The sequence below is a fragment of the Helicobacter sp. MIT 21-1697 genome (assembly GCF_026241255.1).
Taxonomy (GTDB): Bacteria; Campylobacterota; Campylobacteria; order Campylobacterales; family Helicobacteraceae; genus Helicobacter_C.
In genome coordinates, this window is sequence record NZ_JAPHNC010000001.1 from 330898 (window position 1) to 349345 (window position 18448).

20 protein-coding genes and 9 tRNA genes are annotated in these 18448 nt (G+C 38.1%); 19 read left to right on the top strand and 10 right to left on the bottom strand.

The features are described from left to right. Nucleotides 1-7: 7 nt before the first annotated feature. Both prpB and OQH61_RS01680 read right to left on the bottom strand, forming a co-directional pair. Complete coding sequence (gene prpB, locus OQH61_RS01675; RefSeq protein ID WP_266025504.1) at nucleotides 8-883, bottom strand: methylisocitrate lyase; 876 nt, start codon at nucleotides 881-883, stop codon at nucleotides 8-10. Beyond that, on the bottom strand, nucleotides 880-2787 hold the full coding sequence (locus OQH61_RS01680) for a propionyl-CoA synthetase (RefSeq protein ID WP_266025505.1): 1908 nt from the start codon (nucleotides 2785-2787) through the stop codon (nucleotides 880-882). Before OQH61_RS01680 ends, prpB begins: the two co-directional genes overlap by 4 nt. Before the next feature lie 180 nt (nucleotides 2788-2967). Here OQH61_RS01680 and OQH61_RS01685 point away from each other — a divergent pair, with 180 nt between their 5' ends. Then, on the top strand, nucleotides 2968-3915 hold the full coding sequence (locus OQH61_RS01685) for a hypothetical protein (protein WP_266025506.1): 948 nt from the start codon (nucleotides 2968-2970) through the stop codon (nucleotides 3913-3915). A gap of 1 nt (nucleotide 3916) precedes the next feature. Here the strand turns inward: OQH61_RS01685 and galE are convergent, their stop codons facing one another. Continuing rightward, nucleotides 3917-4954 carry a UDP-glucose 4-epimerase GalE gene (gene galE, locus OQH61_RS01690; RefSeq protein WP_266025507.1) on the bottom strand — a complete coding sequence of 346 codons (1038 nt, stop codon included), beginning with the start codon at nucleotides 4952-4954 and terminating at the stop codon, nucleotides 3917-3919. A gap of 216 nt (nucleotides 4955-5170) precedes the next feature. On the opposite strand from galE, the gene OQH61_RS01695 reads away from it, so the two are divergent. Continuing rightward, nucleotides 5171-5641 carry a tRNA (cytidine(34)-2'-O)-methyltransferase gene (locus tag OQH61_RS01695; protein WP_266025508.1) on the top strand — a complete coding sequence of 157 codons (471 nt, stop codon included), beginning with the start codon at nucleotides 5171-5173 and terminating at the stop codon, nucleotides 5639-5641. Between the two features lie 14 nt (nucleotides 5642-5655). Here OQH61_RS01695 and OQH61_RS01700 read toward each other — a convergent pair whose 3' ends face one another. The 6 genes from OQH61_RS01700 to OQH61_RS01725 form a co-directional block, all read right to left on the bottom strand. Then, a complete protein-coding gene (locus OQH61_RS01700; protein ID WP_266025509.1) occupies nucleotides 5656-5949 on the bottom strand; it encodes a DUF3240 family protein in 294 nt (97 codons plus the stop codon). 16 nt (nucleotides 5950-5965) lie between these two features. After that, the gene (locus OQH61_RS01705) at nucleotides 5966-6709 is read right to left on the bottom strand and encodes a hypothetical protein (RefSeq protein WP_266025510.1); all 744 of its coding nucleotides are present in this window, start codon (nucleotides 6707-6709) and stop codon (nucleotides 5966-5968) included. Nucleotides 6710-6776: 67 nt separating this feature from the next. Further along, entirely contained in the window at nucleotides 6777-8999 is a 2223-nt protein-coding gene (locus OQH61_RS01710; RefSeq protein WP_266025511.1) for an endonuclease MutS2, read from the bottom strand. Continuing rightward, the gene (locus tag OQH61_RS01715) at nucleotides 8986-9438 is read right to left on the bottom strand and encodes a hypothetical protein (protein WP_266025512.1); all 453 of its coding nucleotides are present in this window, start codon (nucleotides 9436-9438) and stop codon (nucleotides 8986-8988) included. Before OQH61_RS01715 ends, OQH61_RS01710 begins: the two co-directional genes overlap by 14 nt. Further along, entirely contained in the window at nucleotides 9438-10757 is a 1320-nt protein-coding gene (gene murC, locus OQH61_RS01720; protein WP_266025514.1) for a UDP-N-acetylmuramate--L-alanine ligase, read from the bottom strand. The genes OQH61_RS01715 and murC overlap by 1 nt, the downstream gene beginning before the upstream one ends. Then, nucleotides 10754-11911: a succinyldiaminopimelate transaminase gene (locus tag OQH61_RS01725; protein WP_266025515.1), complete on the bottom strand. Its 1158-nt coding sequence runs from the start codon at nucleotides 11909-11911 to the stop codon at nucleotides 10754-10756. The genes murC and OQH61_RS01725 overlap by 4 nt, the downstream gene beginning before the upstream one ends. 190 nt (nucleotides 11912-12101) lie before the next feature. On the opposite strand from OQH61_RS01725, the gene OQH61_RS01730 reads away from it, so the two are divergent. From OQH61_RS01730 to OQH61_RS01745, 4 genes are all read left to right on the top strand, one after another. Continuing rightward, a tRNA-Gly gene (locus tag OQH61_RS01730) sits at nucleotides 12102-12176 on the top strand. A 67-nt stretch (nucleotides 12177-12243) separates the two neighbouring features. Beyond that, a tRNA-Leu gene (locus OQH61_RS01735) sits at nucleotides 12244-12331 on the top strand. A gap of 56 nt (nucleotides 12332-12387) precedes the next feature. Further along, nucleotides 12388-12462 (top strand) — tRNA-Cys (locus OQH61_RS01740). 32 nt (nucleotides 12463-12494) lie between these two features. Then, nucleotides 12495-12582, top strand: a tRNA-Ser gene (locus OQH61_RS01745). A gap of 83 nt (nucleotides 12583-12665) precedes the next feature. On the opposite strand, the gene OQH61_RS01750 is transcribed toward OQH61_RS01745, so the two are convergent. Then, on the bottom strand, nucleotides 12666-13175 hold the full coding sequence (locus OQH61_RS01750; RefSeq protein ID WP_266025516.1) for a hypothetical protein: 510 nt from the start codon (nucleotides 13173-13175) through the stop codon (nucleotides 12666-12668). Between the two features lie 228 nt (nucleotides 13176-13403). Here OQH61_RS01750 and OQH61_RS01755 point away from each other — a divergent pair. The 13 genes from OQH61_RS01755 (at nucleotide 13404) to rplL (ending at nucleotide 18351) form a co-directional block, all read left to right on the top strand. Then, a tRNA-Thr gene (locus tag OQH61_RS01755) sits at nucleotides 13404-13479 on the top strand. A gap of 53 nt (nucleotides 13480-13532) precedes the next feature. Continuing rightward, a tRNA-Tyr gene (locus tag OQH61_RS01760) sits at nucleotides 13533-13617 on the top strand. A 59-nt stretch (nucleotides 13618-13676) separates the two neighbouring features. Further along, nucleotides 13677-13753 (top strand) — tRNA-Gly (locus tag OQH61_RS01765). A gap of 61 nt (nucleotides 13754-13814) precedes the next feature. Next, nucleotides 13815-13889 (top strand) — tRNA-Thr (locus OQH61_RS01770). Nucleotides 13890-13970: 81 nt separating this feature from the next. Then, nucleotides 13971-15170 carry an elongation factor Tu gene (tuf, locus tag OQH61_RS01775; protein WP_011115211.1) on the top strand — a complete coding sequence of 400 codons (1200 nt, stop codon included), beginning with the start codon at nucleotides 13971-13973 and terminating at the stop codon, nucleotides 15168-15170. Nucleotides 15171-15183: 13 nt separating this feature from the next. Further along, entirely contained in the window at nucleotides 15184-15354 is a 171-nt protein-coding gene (gene rpmG, locus OQH61_RS01780) for a 50S ribosomal protein L33 (RefSeq protein ID WP_002955417.1), read from the top strand. A 16-nt stretch (nucleotides 15355-15370) separates the two neighbouring features. Next, a tRNA-Trp gene (locus OQH61_RS01785) sits at nucleotides 15371-15446 on the top strand. 35 nt (nucleotides 15447-15481) lie between these two features. After that, entirely contained in the window at nucleotides 15482-15664 is a 183-nt protein-coding gene (gene secE, locus OQH61_RS01790; protein WP_011115210.1) for a preprotein translocase subunit SecE, read from the top strand. A 20-nt stretch (nucleotides 15665-15684) separates the two neighbouring features. Then, complete coding sequence (gene nusG / locus OQH61_RS01795) at nucleotides 15685-16200, top strand: transcription termination/antitermination protein NusG (RefSeq protein ID WP_266025517.1); 516 nt, start codon at nucleotides 15685-15687, stop codon at nucleotides 16198-16200. A 28-nt stretch (nucleotides 16201-16228) separates the two neighbouring features. Then, entirely contained in the window at nucleotides 16229-16654 is a 426-nt protein-coding gene (gene rplK, locus OQH61_RS01800; RefSeq protein WP_011115208.1) for a 50S ribosomal protein L11, read from the top strand. A 16-nt stretch (nucleotides 16655-16670) separates the two neighbouring features. Then, complete coding sequence (gene rplA / locus OQH61_RS01805) at nucleotides 16671-17375, top strand: 50S ribosomal protein L1 (RefSeq protein ID WP_266025518.1); 705 nt, start codon at nucleotides 16671-16673, stop codon at nucleotides 17373-17375. Between the two features lie 92 nt (nucleotides 17376-17467). Continuing rightward, a complete protein-coding gene (gene rplJ / locus OQH61_RS01810) occupies nucleotides 17468-17950 on the top strand; it encodes a 50S ribosomal protein L10 (protein WP_266025519.1) in 483 nt (160 codons plus the stop codon). 20 nt (nucleotides 17951-17970) lie between these two features. Beyond that, the gene (gene rplL / locus OQH61_RS01815) at nucleotides 17971-18351 is read left to right on the top strand and encodes a 50S ribosomal protein L7/L12 (protein ID WP_266025520.1); all 381 of its coding nucleotides are present in this window, start codon (nucleotides 17971-17973) and stop codon (nucleotides 18349-18351) included. Nucleotides 18352-18448: the final 97 nt, after the last annotated feature.

Below are 18448 nucleotides of genomic sequence, written 5' to 3' on the forward strand. Positions count from 1 at the left end.
TTTCTCCTTATTTCTTATGTTTAAATAATTCATCAAGCTTTTGCTCAAAAGTGTGATAACCAAGCATTTCATAAAGTTCTTCACGAGTTTGCATAGCATCTATACTTTGCTTTTGTGAGCCATTTTTGATAATGTCTTGAAAAACTGCAAGTGCAGCTTTATTCATTGCTCGTGCTGCAGAAAGAGGATAAAGCACCATTTTGACACCCACACTTTGAAGTTCAGTAGTAGTGAAATAGGGTGTTTTTCCAAATTCTGTGATATTTGCTAAAACAGGCACTTTTATATTTTGCGTGAATTGTTTATATTCCTCAAGCGTATGTATCGCTTCGGCAAAAATCATATCTGCTCCTGCCTCTACATAGGCTAATGCCCTCTCAATAGCGCGATTTTGCCCTTCACTTGCGTGTGCATCTGTGCGTGCCATCAATACAAAACTTTCATCAATTTTTGCATCTACTCCGGCTTTAATCCTATCGCACATTTCTTCTAAACTCACAAGCTCTTTATTAGGGCGGTGTCCGCAACGTTTTTGTGCTACTTGGTCTTCAATATGGCAGCCTGCTGCTCCGCTTCGTGTTAAATCTTTGATAGTGCGTGCGATGTTAAATGCCCCACCCCAGCCTGTATCTGCATCAACAAGTAGGGGTAAATCACTTGCTGCTGTGATTCTACGCACATCAATACATACATCTTCTAATGAGCTAATGCCTAAATCTGGCACTCCCAAACTCATCGCAGCTAATGCTCCTCCACTAAGATAAAGAGCTTTTGCTCCACTTTTTTGTGCTTGTATCGCACTATATGCGTTGATTACACCGATAATTTGCAGAGGATTATTGTGTGCTACTGCGTCTCTTAACTTCGTCCCTTGTGATTTCATTTTTCCTCCTTTGTTTTGATTGGATAGCCAAGCGCAGCAAGTGTTTTTTCAATTTCAGGCAAAACGCTTGAATCTTCAATGGTTGAGGGCATCTTCCATTCATTGCCATCGGCAATATCACGCATAGTATTGCGCAAAATCTTGCCGCTTCGTGTTTTGGGAAGTCTTGCCACAACAGCTACAATGTGTAATGACGCTACTGCGCCAATTTCCTCTCGCACAAGTTGCACCACACCTTCACATAGACTTTGTGTATCGCGTTCTAATCCATCTTTAAGCACGACAAAAGCTAATGGAATCTCTCCTTTGAGCTCATCATTCACACCAATAACTGCGCATTCAGCAATATCTGGGTGCTTTGAAATGGCTTCTTCCATACCACCTGTGGAGAGGCGATGTCCTGCGACATTGATTACGCCGTCCATTCGTCCCATTACAAATACATAGCCATCTTTGTCAATATACCCGCTATCACCTGTGAGATAATAACCCGGATAGTGATTGAGATAAGAGCGTTTATATCGTGCGTCATCACCCCAAATTCCACAAAGACACGCAGGAGGCAATGGAAGCTTGATAACAAGATTCCCTAATTTCCCCTTTTTGCATTCCTTGCCCTCTTCGTCAAGCACTTTAAGATTGAATCCGGGCATAGGTTTAGTGGGAGAACCCGGTTTAATAGGAAGTGGCTCTAAACCTAAGGGATTGGCTGCTATTGCCCAGCCGGTTTCTGTTTGCCACCAATTATCAACCACAGGCTTTTTCGTAAGCTTTTCAATCCATTTAAGCGTATTTGTATCACAACGTTCTCCAGCAACAAATACTGCCTTAAGCGAGGATAAGTCATATTTTTTAAGCCATTCGCCCTTAGGATCTTCTTTTTTGATAGCTCTAAATGCAGTAGGTGCAGAGAAGAGGATATTGACCTTATACTCTTCCACAATACGCCAAAATGCGCCGGGATTTGGCGTTTTAACAGGTTTGCCTTCATAGAGGATTGTTGTGCAACCATTCATTAGCGGTGCATATACAATATAGCTATGCCCAACTACCCAGCCTACATCGCTTGCAGCCCAAAATACATCACCGGGTTTGGCATTATAAATATTGTCCATTGACCATTTCATAGCCACAGAATGTCCGCCATTACCACGAATAACGCCTTTTGGTTTGCCTGTTGTGCCTGAAGTATAAAGTATATATAGTGGGTCAGTTGCATTAAGTGGGACACATTCTACACCTTCGGTTTTTTCTTCTTCACTCTCCCAATCTACATCACGCCAAGGGAGCATATTTGCCCTCTCTTGAGGACGTTGCCAAATCAGACAAGTAGTGGGCTTATGACTTGAAGACTTAATGGCTTCATCAAGAATAGGCTTATATTTGACTACACGACTAATTTCTATACCGCACGAAGCACTAATGATTACTCGTGGTTTGGCATCTTCAATACGTGAAGCAAGCTCGTGTGAAGCAAATCCGCCAAATACAACGCTGTGGATAGCTCCGATTCTCGCACAAGCAAGCATAGCAATGACTGCTTCTGGAATCATTGGCATATAAATAAGCACTCTATCGCCTTTGACTATACCTTTATTTACAAGTATCCCTGCAGTTTTAGCTACGCGTTTGCGCAATTCTTTATAAGTGTAAGATTTTTTTGTATCAGTTACAGGCGAATCATAATGAAGTGCTACTTGCTCACCTCTACCATTTTCTATATGCAAATCAAGAGCATTGTAGCAAGTATTCATACAGCCTCCTACAAACCAACGATAATGGTCATTGACAACATCAAGCACCTTATCCCATTCGTGATACCAATGCACTTTTTTTGCAGCTTCTGCCCAAAAGATTTCTGGATTCTCAATGGATTGTTGATAAATTTCTTGATATGTGGGCATTTTTTCTCCTTTATAAGTAAGATTATTGCTTAAAGTTCTATTCTAGCTTGATTGATGAGATTTGCTTTGAACAATTTTTGATTTTTAAACACAAGATTTGAGCATAAATGCTATAATTGAACAAAAATTGTGCATTTTATGTCCAAAATCAGAGAATATGAGAACATCAAGGATTAAAATATGGCATTTGGAGCATTAGAAAAATTGATTATTATCTACCAACAATCAGGCTTAAGTGTGTCAAAATTTGCCCAAATTATCGGAAAAGATAGACGCACACTTACTTCGTGGATTGATAAAAGTGTGCAAAAACAGCCTTCTAGCGAAGTTCTTACAGCAGTGAGTACCTTTTTTCGCTATCCTGAAAATATTTGGGAGCAATGTGATGAGCAGGAGTTTTATGCTCTGCTTAAAAATGTGCCAAAGAGTGAAGTAAAAATCATTGATAAGGGCTATGAAGGCGGTTTAGAGTATATTTTAGATAAAGAATCTAAGAGACGTTTTGTGATTCACCCTCGTTTTCCTTCACCTGCATATCGTGATAAAATTGTTACTTTTCCCTACAAATTTGGACAAAATCCACGCGCAATGCATTTGCGCAAAATGCGTTATGAATTAATGCTTGAACACGGATTTGAGAGTATAGAATGGTATAGTATAGAATCTTTACTGCGTTTTGCATTCTCGCCTATTGGCAATATCTATACTATGAGGCAGAGGCTTGAAGTGTTGGATTTAATGCTCCAAAGTCTTGAGGACAACTATAATAAAAGCCTTTATCTTTTTGATTCATACAGCACGAAGATGTTTGGCGTGGATACAACCTATATTTCCATTAATCCTCACGATAATCTAATGTTTTTCAAAATGCCCATAGATTCACTGATTGTAGAGATTAGCAATAAAACGCTTGTGCATAGAATCCATAAGCATTTCACTTCTCCCTCACACGCGCCAAAGCATATCCCCAAAGATTATGCGCCACAGATTCTGAAAATGTGTGCTGAATGTATCACGAAGAAAAAGGATATGATAGCCTTTTGTGCGCTCATAAATGAAAAAACCCCATATGCACCGCTTTTTATGAGTAGCATTTCAACGGAATATCATCATCTTTTTGTTCAATAGTTTATTTTAATGAGCACTCCCAATCATAAGCACTTTTGACAATCAATCTTAAATCATCGTATTGAGGTTTCCATTGTGTCAGGGAGAGAATCTTGTCATTTTTAGCGCTTAGCTCAATAGGGTCGCCTTCTCTACGAGCAGATTCTATAACTTTAAAATCTACTCCGCTGACTTGCTTGACAATATCAATGACTTCTTTTACGCTATATCCTTTAGAGTAGCCCACATTAAAGATATTTGAAGTATTTGTGCTTTGGAGATAGTGCAAGGCTTCAAGATGCGCACTTGCTAAATCATCAATATGGATATAATCGCGAATACAAGTGCCGTCTTTTGTGGGATAATCTGTGCCAAAGATACTCATACTCTCTCTTTTGCCACACGCACATTCACAAGCGACTTTGATAAGATGTGTGGCATTCTTGCTCCTTTGTCCCAAGCCTTTAGATTGTGATAGAATCTCTGTCGTGTTCTCCATACTTGCCCCTGCGACATTGAAATAACGCAATGCTACATAATTAAAGTTTTGTATAGCCTTTGCTGTATCTGCCAAAACTCGCTCACTCATCATTTTTGAAGCACCATAGGGATTGATAGGTAAAAGTGGAGCATTTTCATCAATGGGGATAAGCGCCATATCGGGCTCTCCATATACGGCAGCAGTGGAGCTAAAGATAAATTTTGTTATGCCGTATTCTACACATAGGGCAATAAGATTTGTGGTGTTGAGCGTGTTGTTTGTATAGTATTCAAGTGGTTTGAGGACAGATTCTCCTACGATAAGCGAAGCAGCAAAGTGAATGACAGCCTCAAATTGATAGTGCAACAACAAAGGGCGCATTTTGGATATATCATTGATATTGCTTTGCACAAAGCTCACTCGTTCTCCAAAACATTCTTGGAGGTAAGCGATGTTTTCTTTAAAGCCTGTGCTTAAATCATCAACGATGAGCAAGTGATAATTTGTGTTTTTCAACAAACAATAGGCAGTGTGCGAGCCGATGTAGCCACTTGCACCTGTGAGCAAAAGATGAGGCATATATGCTCCTTGAAATAGAATCTAAATTGTAGATTCTATCAAGTTTTAGCTAAATATATCCTGCGACTTTTGCGAGTAAATATCCTGCCACACAAGAGATAAGTCTAGGCAAGATAAAACACGAGATTTTGACAAAGCCTAATTATTTAAGTGTTTTTATGGCGTGAGTGTGTTAAAGTGAGGCATTTATATCATATATCTAAGGATTCTAAGTAAATGGCAGCTTTTGAAATTGTGCTTGTTGAACCACAGATTCCGCAAAATACAGGCAATATCGGGCGACTTTGCGTAGCGACAGATTCTATATTGCATTTGATACATCCGCTTGGCTTTAGCACATCACAAAAAGAGCTTAAGCGCGCTGGGCTTGATTATTGGCAGCATTTGCAGGTATATGAATGGGCGGATTTGGATACATTTTGGCATACTTATTCACCAAATGAGCGACATTTTTTCTTTAGCACTAAAGCAGAGCAGATTTATTTTGATGCAGATTTTTCTCAAGGTGGATTTTTGTATTTTGGCAGGGAAGATGCGGGATTAAATGAAAGCATTTTGCATACATATCATACGCAAGTCTATAAACTTCCAATGAAAGCAGGTGTGCGAAGTATCAATCTCGCCACAAGTGTTGGCGCGGCTCTTTATGAGGGAATGCGTCAATGCCAATGTTATAAGATTCTCTAAATTCTGTTTTAGTTTTATATTTGCGTGGCGGCGTGAGTGTAGATTCTCACATCTTCTTTCCCAAAAGCTTGGAGGAGTTTATTGATGATAAATTGTGCTTTTTGCTCATCAATAAACATTCTAAAAAGTCCATATTCTTGCCTGCCACTTACTTGTTCTGAAGCACTTTGTAAAAGGAGATTGGAAGCATATTTAGCACAAGGAATATAGAAAAAATCATCATAGCCATCTTCTAGGAGCATATCTACAATCGCATCTTTGAGTGTATCTTTAAAATAAATATCAATACTTAATGCTTCTTGTCCCATTATATTGCTCTACACATTATGAGATAAGATTGGGAGTTTGCTCACCCCAAGCAATAACTTCTTTGATTTTAAAAATGCCTATAATATAAAAGACACTACCGAATATAGCTAAAATAGCCCCAATAAACAAAATAATGGCATCTATGATAAGTATAAAATTAGTAGAAGCAGGAAGGCTTGAACTGCCTGAATAAGCTGCATAAATAAATAATGCAATGAAAGTTGTAATGCCCACAATAATGGTTCCAAATAAAGCTAATTTAAAACCTTTAAAAAAGAGTGGTTCATTCAAAATAAAGCTTAGTTCTTTGCTTATTTGCCAATAAATATAGATGAGGACAATATAGATAATACACATAATAATGGCACTAATGGTATTATTAAAAGACGATGAACCGCCTAAGAAATTCAATACAAATGCTAAAAAAACTATGAATAAAATAAGCCCAAAATATGCGAGATAGAGATTAAATAAACGTCTTCTTAAACTCAATTTGGAGAGGAGATAATATGAAAAGAATATACATATTATATTGCAAAAACTAAGAATATTAATAGCTATGGTGGCTGTTGATGAGAGCATTATTAGTTCTTCTGCGGATTGTGTGCCCATAAAAATAACGATAGAAAGCAAAATTAGACTGATTAAGATTGGGATAATTTGTAACCATTTAGCGCGTTTAAGTAGTGGCGTGTGTTCAATAGTATGAATGGGGATATTATCAGGGATTGGTGGCATATTTACACGAAATAGGGACATTTAGGTTTCCTTTTGTTTGAAATAAAAAGTGCGCATTCTATCACATTAATTTAAATATTGTTTGGATTTATAATTTGATAATTTTTGCTCCAAAACCACCCATATTGGCAGGTGCATCGCTAAAGGAGAGAATCTTTGGGTGAGCAAGGAGATAATCCCGTACAAGTTTGCTTAAAATCCCTGTGCCAATGCCGTGATAAACAAGCACTTCATCATACCCTGCAATGAGCGCATTTGATAAAAACTCATCAAGCTTTTCCAAAGCTTCCTCTCCACGCATTCCGTGCAAGTCAAGGCTCACACCCACACTTTTATTTTGCTTAAAATTAAAATGAGATTTTGGCGTGAGAGAGGGTGCAAAAGAGGGTTTAAGATTCTCTAGCTTTTCTTTTACTTTAAATCCGCTTTCAAGCTCTATGACACACATTTTGCCTTTTATATTTACAATATGTCCCTTTGTATTTTTATATTTTATTGTATCACCAACTTGAAATATATGAGGATTTTGCGCTGTTTTTTGGGGAGAGGGTGCAGTATGAAGAATCTTATGAGATTGGTTAAAAGCTTTGTGCATTTCTTTGCTCTCTTGCGCTTTGAGGGCAGATTTGAGTGTTTGTGTGGCTTGGTGATAGGTAGATGCTAAATTGTGTTTGAGCTGCTCAAACTCTTCTTTTTGCGCTTGAGCAGATTCATTAAGATTAAGAATCTTACGCTCATACTCTGCAATGAGGGATTCTAACTCAAGGCGCTTTTGCGCAAGCGTGATTTCTAGCTCACTTGAGCGCTCAATAAGCTCATTTAATCGCTCTTTATCTTTGCCATATACAGCCTTTGCTTGAGCAATAAGAGAGGCAGGGATACCATATCTTTGCGCACTTTCAAACGCATAGCTTTTGCCAATACTGCCATCAAGAAACTCAAAGAGCGGCACTTGAGCTTGAATATCATACATCGCTGCACAGAGTTGCACTTTGGGATTATGCGCCATAAGGGCTGCAAGATGTTTATGATGTGTGGTGAGGAGGATTTTTGCATTATGTTCAAGCAAATACTCAAGTAAGACTTTATACAGACTAGCTGCCTCATCTGCGTCTGTGCCCAGCTCAATCTCATCAATACCGAGCAACAAATCAGAGGTATTAAGAATCTCCTTAAACTCAAGCATACGCCCTGCAAAAGTAGAAATATCATTTTTGCTATTTTGAGGGTCAGAGATAATGGCTATAATGTGCTTAAAATATGGAATCTGTGAGTGATGAGCGTTAATTTTCAGCGGAATAAGAAATTTACTTAAAAAACACGCGCTAAGGAGCGATTTTAAAAGCATTGTTTTTCCCCCAGCATTGACACCTGTAATCATCAACACATCACCCTTATATGCAAAATTGATAGGTTTTGGGGATTGTAGGGCAGGGTGGGAAAATTCCGATAAGATAATGTTTTTTTCACGCGTCATTTGATAGATAAAAGAGAGATTATGAGCTTTGGCAAAACTCAATCGCGCATAGATATGGTCAAAAGTATCAAAGGCAGAGTTAAGAAATCGCAAAAATCGCTCGTGTTTATGAAGTATGCTTGAGAGGGATTTGCAGATGGCATAGAGATGTTGCGCTAAGTCATCTTTGAGTTCATTTTGCTTTTCTTTAAGTGCTATAATACTCTCTGGGACAAGGTAGAAAAATCCACTATGTGAGCGTTCAAGCACTATGCCTTTAATGATATGGTTATATCCAGCCTTAAGCAAAAGACATTCGTTTTGATTGATATAATGCACAGAAGAATCCACAAGATAAGGAGCGAGGCTAGAAGAGTGCAAAATGCGTGATATATGCTCATCAATGCGCATTTTAGTGCGTGAAATATGGGATTTAAGCGTATCAATTTCGCTATACACGCCCTCTTTAATCTCTCCTTTTTCATCAAATACATTATCAATCTCTACTAATACATCAGGGATAAGAATCTTATCAAGCCATTCTTTAGTGCGCGGAGCAGATTCGGATATATGTTTTTTAAGATAAATAAAATACCGCATAAGCTTGATAAATGCAAAGATTTCAGACAATCTTAGAGTGCCATATTTTTGCAAAAGTCTTAACGGCTCATTGAGATTCTCAAGTGGTGGAGGGGGGGTTAATGGGTGGGTATCAAGTTCTTGCAAAAGAGCGGCATAAAAATGTCTATCTCCTTCAAAAATAAAAGATTTTTCACGCGCAAAGTATGTTAAAAAATCTGCAAGAAAATCGGATAAATCAAGCTTGGTAATAAGCTTTTCATTATGGTTTTGCACGAGGTATATCCGCTAGAGTGTCATCTTTGTTTTCATCTTGTAGAGATTTTTGTGCAGAATCTTTATCTGTGTCATCTGTATCGCTTATCTTGCAATCTTGCAAAGGTATGATAATGCCATTATAAGGCGTATTTGATTTGCCTTGAAAGCTCATTGTGCCATTGCTTAGGATAAAATGTTCTGCACTAATTGTAAGAGTGCGCGAAGCAAAGGTGCAAGCAAGATTCTTATTGTGCGTAAAAGCATTTTTAAGAAGTGAAAGTTCTTCACTTTCTTTTTCTTGCAAACTATTATAAATCGCAATGAGCAAGGCGATAAGAAGCAAACACACACCTAGAATAATTTTTGTTTTCCGCGATATTTTGTCTTTATTTTGTGCCAACATAAGCCCAATTATCACGAACAACACCAATAGTAGTATGAAAATAATATAGCCCATTATTTTTCTCCTCGTAATTGATACGTAATATCTCCTGCACCAAGCCCAATAATGAGCGCGTTTTGCAAAGTTTTAATGAGATTATCTCCATCATAGAGGTGGATTTGAGAATCTTCACGCTTAAGATGTGTGGCAAATGTGGGATTATAATGTGCAAAAAGTGAAGCAAAATCAATATCTATATGTTCTTCTCCAGCTTTCCATACAGGTAAAATCACAAGTTCATCACACGCATTCTTAAAGCAATCTATGAAAGCTTGCAGATTATCAAGCACACGCGAGTATTTATGAGGTTGCCAAATAGCAATGACTTTGCTATGAGGTTTAAGCGAGTTATAAATCGCTACACTTTTGAGTGTAGCTAGAATCTCTGTGGGGTGGTGGGCGTAATCATCAACGATTGTTGTTTGCCCCTTGCTTATAATATCAAATCGCTTTTTGATACCTTTGAAGTTTTTAAGATTCTCTTTGATTTGTGGCAGGGCAGAATCTCCTAGCTCATCAAGCGCACACAAAATTGCTAAACTTGCATTTTGCGCCATATGTTCTCCAAAGCCCCATACACTAAACTCCCCATAATTTTTGAGACTAAAGGTTGTTTGAGGCTCATCATTATGTAGATTAAAGCGTATATCTTTAATATCTTTATCAGGGCAAAGCGTGATAGATTCTATATCTGCAAGGCTTTGTAAATAAGGGTCGTCTAGGTTTAAAATGCGTTTTTTTGCTTTGCAAATAAATTCATAATATGCGTCATAAAATTCATTTAAGTCGTGATTATAGCTCTCCATATGCTCTGGCTCGGCATTAGGGATAATCGCATAATAGGGATTTGAGTTTAAAAAGCTTTTATCAGATTCATCAGCTTCAAAGACGATACTTTCGCTTTTTGCTTCGCGTACATTTGAACCAAATTCTTTAGAATCTGCGCCAATAATTGCGCCATATTGCGGAAAGATAGCACTTAGGATAGCACTTGTGGTGGATTTGCCGTGAGCACCACATACGCTAAAAACGCGTTTTTCCTTGAGGATAGAGGCAATGGCTTCTTTGCGTGAGAGGACTTTGATTCCCTTTTTTATCGCCTCTTGTATCTCAATATTATCGGGTTTAATAATGGCTGAATGAATCACTACATCTTGATTGGTGATGGCAGCGGCACTATGAGGGATATGAATGCTCACACCTTGTGCGCGGAGATATTTTGTGGCACTTCCCTCTGCAATATCAGAGCCACTCACTTCTATCCCTTGTGCGCGGAGATATTTTGCTAAGCCTGAAATACCAATGCCGCCAATGCCTATAAAATGTATTTTCATTTATGCTCCTGTTTATAAAGTTTGATTGCTTCTTTGAGGGCAAGGAGTGCTTTTTTTGTTGTGTCATTATCATATACAAGGGCGATTCTCACATAACCTTTGCCTTGATTTTCCCTGCCTAGATAGCTACCGGGTAAAGTAAGCACTCCTTTTTTTTCATAGGCAAATTTACAAAATGCTTCATCATCATCTACTTTGAGCCATACATAAAAAGTATAGGGGCTGATTTGTTCTTGCGTAAGTTCTAATATCTCGCGCGCTAAGGCAAGATTCTTGGCATAAATATGGCGAATAGATTCTGGCGTTTGCATATCTCGCCACGCCACGCTTGCAGCTTTTTGTAAAGGGAGTGGTAGAGCGCAACCTAAATAAGTGCGATAAAGATTATAAGCTTTTAAAATCTCGGTATCTCCGGCGATAAAGCCGCTTCGCAAACCCGGAGCAGAGGAGCGTTTGGAGATAGAATTAAGGGCAATAATATTTTTAAATTGTGTGTTTCCTGCTTGGATTGAGGCTTGGAGAATGCTTGGAGGAGGAGAACTCTCATAAATTTCACTATAACATTCATCATTGATAATTACAAAATTATATTCAAGGGCTTGTTTTACCCATTGCGCAAGAGATTGCATATCTAGCACTCTGCCTGTGGGATTATTGGGAGAATTAAGAATAACCAAATGGACTTTTTCAAGCTCTTTTGGTGTGAGTGATGGTGTGAAGTTATTTTGCTCTGTGAGATTCATAAGAATTATTTGTGCTTTTGCAGCAATAGCCGCACCCTCATAGATTTGATAAAATGGATTAGGATAGGCAATGGTAGGTTGGGACAAGTCAAAAAGATAAAATTGTGGAAAATTAAAAAGTGCTTCGCGTGTGCCAAAAGTAGGGATAATTTGGCTTTTGGTAAGTGTGAGATTGTAGCGTTTAGCTATGAAATGCAGTTGCGCATCTTTAAGTTCATCTTCGCCGCTTGATTTGGGGTATTTATTGAGTAAATGTGCGTTTTGCTGCCAAGATTCTATAATATTTGTTGGAGTGGGAAATTGAGGCTCACCAATAGTAAGTGAAAAAACCTCTTTATCACTCGGAGGAGAGCTGTGAGCAAGCAAGGCGCGGAGTTTTTCAAAAGGATAACTTTCAAATTGATATAGCAAAATAGCTCCTTACATTTTAGAGAATCTGTTTTGATATAAATAAGGCGAGTTGCCATTAGATATGCGAATTAAATTCGTGCGATTATATAGTAAAATGATAACTTTTTTACTATATTTTATTTTTACCCTTGATTTTTTTATCAAGCATTGATACAATCATACGCTCAAAAGTGATACACACAAAATATATGCGGGAGTAGCTCAGTGGTAGAGCACAACCTTGCCAAGGTTGGGGCCGCGGGTTCGATCCCCGTCTCCCGCTCCATTTATAGATTATAAAAAGATTTGTGCTTTAAATTGTCTGCACTTTGAGAGTAGTAAATTATGTAAATGCCCGGGTGGTGAAATTGGTAGACACAAGGGACTTAAAATCCCTCGGACATTGCGTCTGTACCGGTTCAAGTCCGGTCTCGGGCACCACCTCAAATGAGGCATTTCAACAAAGAGAAGTGCAACTTACTTTAAAATTGCAAAATGGCGACATAGCCAAGTGGTAAGGCAAGAGCCTGCAAAGCTTTGATTCCCCAGTTCGAATCTGGGTGTCGCCTCCATAAATACAAATAAATCCTCACTTAAGGTATAGCGGGAGATGGCTGAGCGGTTGAAAGCGGCGGTCTTGAAAACCGTTGAGGGTAACACCTCCGGGGGTTCGAATCCCTCTCTCCCGGCCACATTGCTTAATAATTAATATTAGATTCTATCAAATAAAGCAAAAGCGCTAGAAAATACATAAAGCACAAAAATTAAAGGAAACTCAAAGCAAAGACTCTCCATATAAGCCTAAAAACAAAAGAGAGTTTAAAAACTCATTAAAGCTATCAAAATGAGTTGGAAGAAGAGTGTAAATGAGATACAAGAGTGCAAATGCAGTCAAGATGTCAATAGAGCAATATAAGAAATATTCGCACTTCCCTCTAAACCCTTTATAATTTTCAAAATAATCTAATATTGTGAGCAGAATCTTTAGAGAGACAACAAAGCCTATTGCATAGATTACTAAAGAATGAGATAAAAAATCAGGTATAATTTTATTAAGGGCAAAAAACAAAGCTAAGCCAACAATCCGTTCTACAATTAAATTCATTATTTGAGAACGACGAAAAAAGGAATAAAATCTAAAAAAATCAAGGCGTCCTATCATCATAAAGACAGAAGAAAGAGCTATATCACTAGCGAGGAAAAATAAAAGGGGCAAAGCATATATAATAGCCCATATCCCAAAACTATAAAAAAGAAAAGACACACTATCCGCCAAAATACTCATTGCTATGCACCTTATACTTATTAAATTATTTAAGTATTGTAAATTCTATGATATATTATCCAAATTCTTTATTAATAACAAAAATATGAAAACCTTAAGGGGTAAAATACAAAAATACGATGATGCAAAAGAAAATGACAAAGGCGAATTTTAGAGCGCTATTCTCTTGACAAAGCAAGATGAAATCTATATAATTGCAACCTTTTTATTACACATTTGTGATAGAATGCTGGTTTAGCTCAGTTGGTAGAGCATCTGCCTTGTAAGCAGAGGGTCGGGGGTTCAAGTCCCTTAACCAGCTCCATTTTACACTCTAGCGTTATCGCTTTCAGTGTTTGACCAGTTTAGATTATTTTTGGTGAGTTACTCAAGTGGCCAACGAGGGCAGACTGTAAATCTGCTGTCTCCGACTTCCGTGGTTCGAATCCACGACTCACCACCACCTAAAAATCAGAATTCTTTAAAGTATTTGGTGGTAGTCAAAATAGTTAGTTGTAAGTCGCGGGAATAGCTCAGTTGGCTAGAGCATCAGCCTTCCAAGCTGAGGGTCGCGGGTTCGAGCCCCGTTTCCCGCTCCATACTGGGAGCTGAATCTTCTCTTTAATTTTAAGTTAAGATTTTCTCCATAAATGATAGTTTGCCCATATAGCTCAGCGGCAGAGCACTTCCTTGGTAAGGAAGAGGTCGGCGGTTCAATCCCGCTTATGGGCTCCAGTTTTCTATATTATAGAATCTTTTAGATTTGCTGATGATTTTAAAAGATTCTAAATAAATCTTAAAGTTAGGAGATACAAAATGGCAAAAGAAAAGTTTGTGAAAAACAAACCTCACGTAAATGTGGGAACAATTGGGCACGTGGATCATGGTAAGACGACTTTGAGTGCAGCTATCTCTGCTGTATTGGCAACCAAAGGTCTTGCAGAGTTGAAAGACTATGATAATATTGATAATGCTCCAGAAGAAAAGGAAAGAGGTATTACAATCGCTACTTCTCATATTGAGTATGAAACAGAAAATCGCCACTACGCACACGTAGATTGCCCCGGACACGCTGACTATGTTAAAAATATGATTACAGGTGCAGCCCAAATGGACGGAGCGATTCTCGTTGTTTCTGCTGCAGATGGTCCTATGCCACAAACAAGAGAGCATATCCTCCTTTCTCGCCAAGTGGGTGTGCATTATATCGTTGTGTTTTTAAATAAACAAGATATGGTTGATGATGCCGAGTTACTTGAGCTTGTAGAAATGGAAGTGCGTGAATTGCTTAGTCAATATGATTTCCCCGGAGATGATACTCCTATTATCGCAGGTTCTGCTCTTAAGGCACTTGAAGAAGCAAAAGCGGGCAATGTGGGTGAATGGGGCGAAAAAGTATTAAAATTAATGGAAGAGGTTGATAAATATATCCCAACTCCACAACGTGATACTGAAAAAACATTCCTTATGCCGGTAGAAGATGTATTCTCAATTGCTGGTCGCGGAACGGTTGTAACAGGAAGAGTAGAAAGAGGTGTTGTGCAAGTGGGTGATGAAGTAGAAATCGTAGGAATCCGCGATACACAAAAAACAACGGTTACAGGCGTTGAAATGTTTAGAAAGGAGCTTGATAAAGGTGAGGCAGGAGATAATGTCGGAATCCTTTTAAGAGGAACAAAAAAAGAAGAAGTAGAAAGAGGTATGGTTCTTTGTAAGCCCGGATCAATCACTCCACATAAGAAATTTGAAGGCGAAATCTATGTCCTTTCAAAAGATGAGGGCGGACGACATACCCCATTCTTTAATGGTTATAGACCACAATTTTATGTGCGAACAACTGATGTTACCGGTTCTATTGAACTTCCAAGCGGCGTAGAAATGGTTATGCCCGGTGATAATGTAAAAATCACAGTGGAACTCATTGCTCCTGTGGCACTTGAAGATGGAACTCGTTTTGCGATTCGTGAGGGCGGTAGAACGGTTGGTTCAGGTGTTGTAACAAAAATTATTGAGTAATAAAGGCTCATAAATGGCAAAGGGAAGTACCATTAAGATAGGGCTTAAATGTTCAGAGTGTGGTGATATTAATTACAGCACTACTAAAAATGCAAAGACAAATACAGAAAAACTGGAGCTCAAGAAGTTTTCTCCTCGTTTGAATAAACATACGATTCACAAGGAAGTAAAACTTAAAAGCTAGGTAGAACCTAGCTTATAGGTCAGTAGCTCCAATGGTAGAGCGTCGGTCTCCAAAACCGAGTGTTGGGGGTTCGAGTCCCTCCTGACCTGCCATAGAGCTGTAAATTACTAATAAAAAAGAGATGCAGATGTTTAAAAAAATAAAAACTTATTTTCAAAATGCAAATGAAGAGCGATTGAAAGTTATATTTCCTACAAAAGAGCAGATTCGGAATGCTTCAGTGTCTGTATTAATTGTAGTAAGTGTAATTACTTTGTTTTTAGCATTAGTTGATTGGATTTTATTTCATTCTGTATCAAGTATCTTGTAAAATGATGGAGAGGTGAAGCTTTGGAATGGTATGCAATACAAACATATTCCGGTAGTGAAAAAGTAGTTGGCGAAGCAATACGGAATCTTATTATCCAAAATCAGATGCAGGATAGATTTGGTGATGTTGTTGTTCCTACAGAATCCATTATTGAGACAAAAAAGAAAATTGTGGATAGAAGCTTATATCCGGGTTATGTATTTATTCAAGTTGATTTGGACACGAAACTTTGGCATATGATTCAATCTTTACCAAAAGTAGGACGTTTTATCGGTGAAAGCAAAAAGCCAACGCCATTAAGCGAAGCTGATATTGCTAAGATTCTTGAAAAAGTCAGAAATCCAAGTGCGCCAAAACCTAAAATTTCATTTGAACAAGGTGAGGTTGTGCGCATTATTGATGGTCCATTTGTGAATTTTACAGGAACGGTGGAAGAATATGATTTAGAGCATAAAAAGCTTAAGCTTAATGTTTCAATCTTTGGGCGAAGCACCCCCGTTGAAATCTTATATTCACAAGTAGAGAAAATTATTTAAATTTTGGCAGAAAAGGAAGGATACGCAAATGGGTAAGAAAGTTGTTGGTGAATTAAAATTACAGATTCCAGCAGGAAAGGCAAATCCATCGCCTCCTGTAGGTCCAGCATTGGGGCAGAGGTCTGTCAATATTATGGAGTTTTGTAAAGCGTTTAATGAGAGGACTAAAGATATGGGTGATTTTAACATTCCTGTTATTATCACCATTTATCAAGATAAAAGTTTTACTTTTATTACCAAAAAGCCCCCAGTAACAGACCTTATCAAAAAAGCAGCCAAAATTACAAAAGGCTCGGATAATCCACTGAAAAACAAAGTCGGAAAATTGACAAGTAAGCAGCTTGAAGAAATTGCTCAAACTAAAATGGAAGACCTTAATGCTTCGGATATTGAGGCTGCAAAAAAGATTGTGGCAGGAAGTGCGAGAAGTATGGGTATTGAAATCCAAGATTAATTGATGGAGTTTGTTTATGGGTAAGAAAATAGCGAAAAGATTGCAGACTTTGCAGGCAAAAGTTGAACCTCAAAAGGTTTATAGTATTCAAAGTGGTGTGAGCGTAGTGAAGTCTTTGGCTTCAGCAAAATTTGATGAGACGATAGAAGTAGCATTGCGTTTGGGTGTAGATCCTAGGCACGCTGACCAAATGATACGTGGAGCAGTAGTTTTGCCACACGGGACAGGTAAAAAAGTGCGCGTTGCTGTCTTTGCAAAGGGCATTAAGGCTGATGAAGCAAAGAATGCAGGAGCTGATGTTGTAGGTGCTGATGATTTAGCAGAAGAGATTAAAAATGGCAATATTAACTTTGATATGGTTATTGCTACTCCTGATATGATGGCTCTTGTGGGTAAGGTAGGACGTATTTTAGGACCAAAGGGCTTAATGCCAAATCCAAAAACAGGCACAGTTACATTAGATGTCGCTAAAGCCGTAGCTAATGCAAAAAGCGGGCAAGTAAATTTCAGAGTTGATAAAAAGGGCATTATCCACGCGCCTATTGGTAAAGCTTCTTTCAATGAAGAAAAGATTATGGATAATATGCTTGAACTTGTGCGTGCTATTAATAGGCTTAAGCCTACTTCTGCAAAGGGTAAATATATTCGTAGCAGTAGTTTATCGCTTACAATGAGTCCAGCAATTAAGCTTGATTCTCAAGAGCTTATGGATATGAAATAGTTTTTGAGAGAGATTTTTATCTTAGACCAAAGAGCATAGGGGCTTAGGCTTAAACTTTCCCTATGTGAGGTTGAGGTCTGAAAGGAGGAGAAATGACTAAGCAAGAGAAGATTCAGATTGTGGAGTATTTAAGTGCTGAATTTAAAAATGCTTCTGCTTTGATTGTATGTGATTACAAAGGCTTACAAGTCAGCCAACTTGAAGAGTTAAGACGTAATTCAAGAAGTGCTCATATTAAAGTCCAAGTTATCAAAAATACTCTTGCAAACATTGCTATTAAAAATGCGCAGTGTCCTAATTTGGAGCTCAAAGATACAAATATTTTTCTTTGGGCAGATGACCAGATTGCGCTGTCTAAAGTTGTTTGCAAGTTTGCAGATTCTTATAATGAGCATTTTAGTTTGAAAGTTGGCTTGTTTGATAAACAAGTGGTTGATAGTAACCATATAGTGTCTGTTTCTAAGTTGCCAAGCAAAGAAGAACTTATTGGTATGTTGCTATCTGTATGGACGGCTCCAGCACGATACTTTGTTACTGGGCTTGATAATTTACGAAAACAAAAAGAAGAAAATTAACACAATAAAAGGAGTGTAAAATGGCAATCTCTAAAGAAGAAGTATTAGATTACATTGGGAATCTTTCGGTATTGGAACTTTCAGAGCTTGTAAAAGCTTTTGAAGAAAAGTTTGGCGTAAGTGCTGCGCCAACGGTTGTTGCAGGTGCAGTTGCAGGTGGAGCTGGTGGTGGTGCAGCAGCAGAAGAGAAAACTGATTTCAATGTAGTGCTTGTTGATGCAGGTGCAAACAAAATCAATGTTATTAAAGCAGTGCGTGAAATTACAGGCTTAGGTTTGAAGGAGGCAAAAGATGCCACTGAGCAAACTCCAAGCACATTGAAAGAAGGCGTAAATAAAGAAGATGCTGAAAACTTCAAGAAAAAACTTGAGGAAGCGGGAGCAAAAGTAGAAATTAAATAATTTCAGGCTTTCGCATTTATTAAGTGCCAAATCTTAAAGCTCACATTTGAAAACTTAAGGTTTGGTCGCTTATTTAGAATATTGTAAAATGCCTTAT

Coding starts and splice junctions, on each gene's coding strand:
- prpB (WP_266025504.1), bottom strand. CDS start 883: ATGAAATCACAAGGGACGAAGTTAAGAGACGCAGTAGCACACAATAAT.
- OQH61_RS01680 (WP_266025505.1), bottom strand. CDS start 2,787: ATGCCCACATATCAAGAAATTTATCAACAATCCATTGAGAATCCAGAA.
- OQH61_RS01685 (WP_266025506.1), top strand. CDS start 2,968: ATGGCATTTGGAGCATTAGAAAAATTGATTATTATCTACCAACAATCA.
- galE (WP_266025507.1), bottom strand. CDS start 4,954: ATGCCTCATCTTTTGCTCACAGGTGCAAGTGGCTACATCGGCTCGCAC.
- OQH61_RS01695 (WP_266025508.1), top strand. CDS start 5,171: ATGGCAGCTTTTGAAATTGTGCTTGTTGAACCACAGATTCCGCAAAAT.
- OQH61_RS01700 (WP_266025509.1), bottom strand. CDS start 5,949: ATGGGACAAGAAGCATTAAGTATTGATATTTATTTTAAAGATACACTC.
- OQH61_RS01705 (WP_266025510.1), bottom strand. CDS start 6,709: ATGTCCCTATTTCGTGTAAATATGCCACCAATCCCTGATAATATCCCC.
- OQH61_RS01715 (WP_266025512.1), bottom strand. CDS start 9,438: ATGGGCTATATTATTTTCATACTACTATTGGTGTTGTTCGTGATAATT.
- murC (WP_266025514.1), bottom strand. CDS start 10,757: ATGAAAATACATTTTATAGGCATTGGCGGCATTGGTATTTCAGGCTTA.
- OQH61_RS01750 (WP_266025516.1), bottom strand. CDS start 13,175: ATGAGTATTTTGGCGGATAGTGTGTCTTTTCTTTTTTATAGTTTTGGG.
- tuf (WP_011115211.1), top strand. CDS start 13,971: ATGGCAAAAGAAAAGTTTGTGAAAAACAAACCTCACGTAAATGTGGGA.
- rpmG (WP_002955417.1), top strand. CDS start 15,184: ATGGCAAAGGGAAGTACCATTAAGATAGGGCTTAAATGTTCAGAGTGT.
- secE (WP_011115210.1), top strand. CDS start 15,482: ATGTTTAAAAAAATAAAAACTTATTTTCAAAATGCAAATGAAGAGCGA.
- rplK (WP_011115208.1), top strand. CDS start 16,229: ATGGGTAAGAAAGTTGTTGGTGAATTAAAATTACAGATTCCAGCAGGA.
- rplA (WP_266025518.1), top strand. CDS start 16,671: ATGGGTAAGAAAATAGCGAAAAGATTGCAGACTTTGCAGGCAAAAGTT.
- rplJ (WP_266025519.1), top strand. CDS start 17,468: ATGACTAAGCAAGAGAAGATTCAGATTGTGGAGTATTTAAGTGCTGAA.
- rplL (WP_266025520.1), top strand. CDS start 17,971: ATGGCAATCTCTAAAGAAGAAGTATTAGATTACATTGGGAATCTTTCG.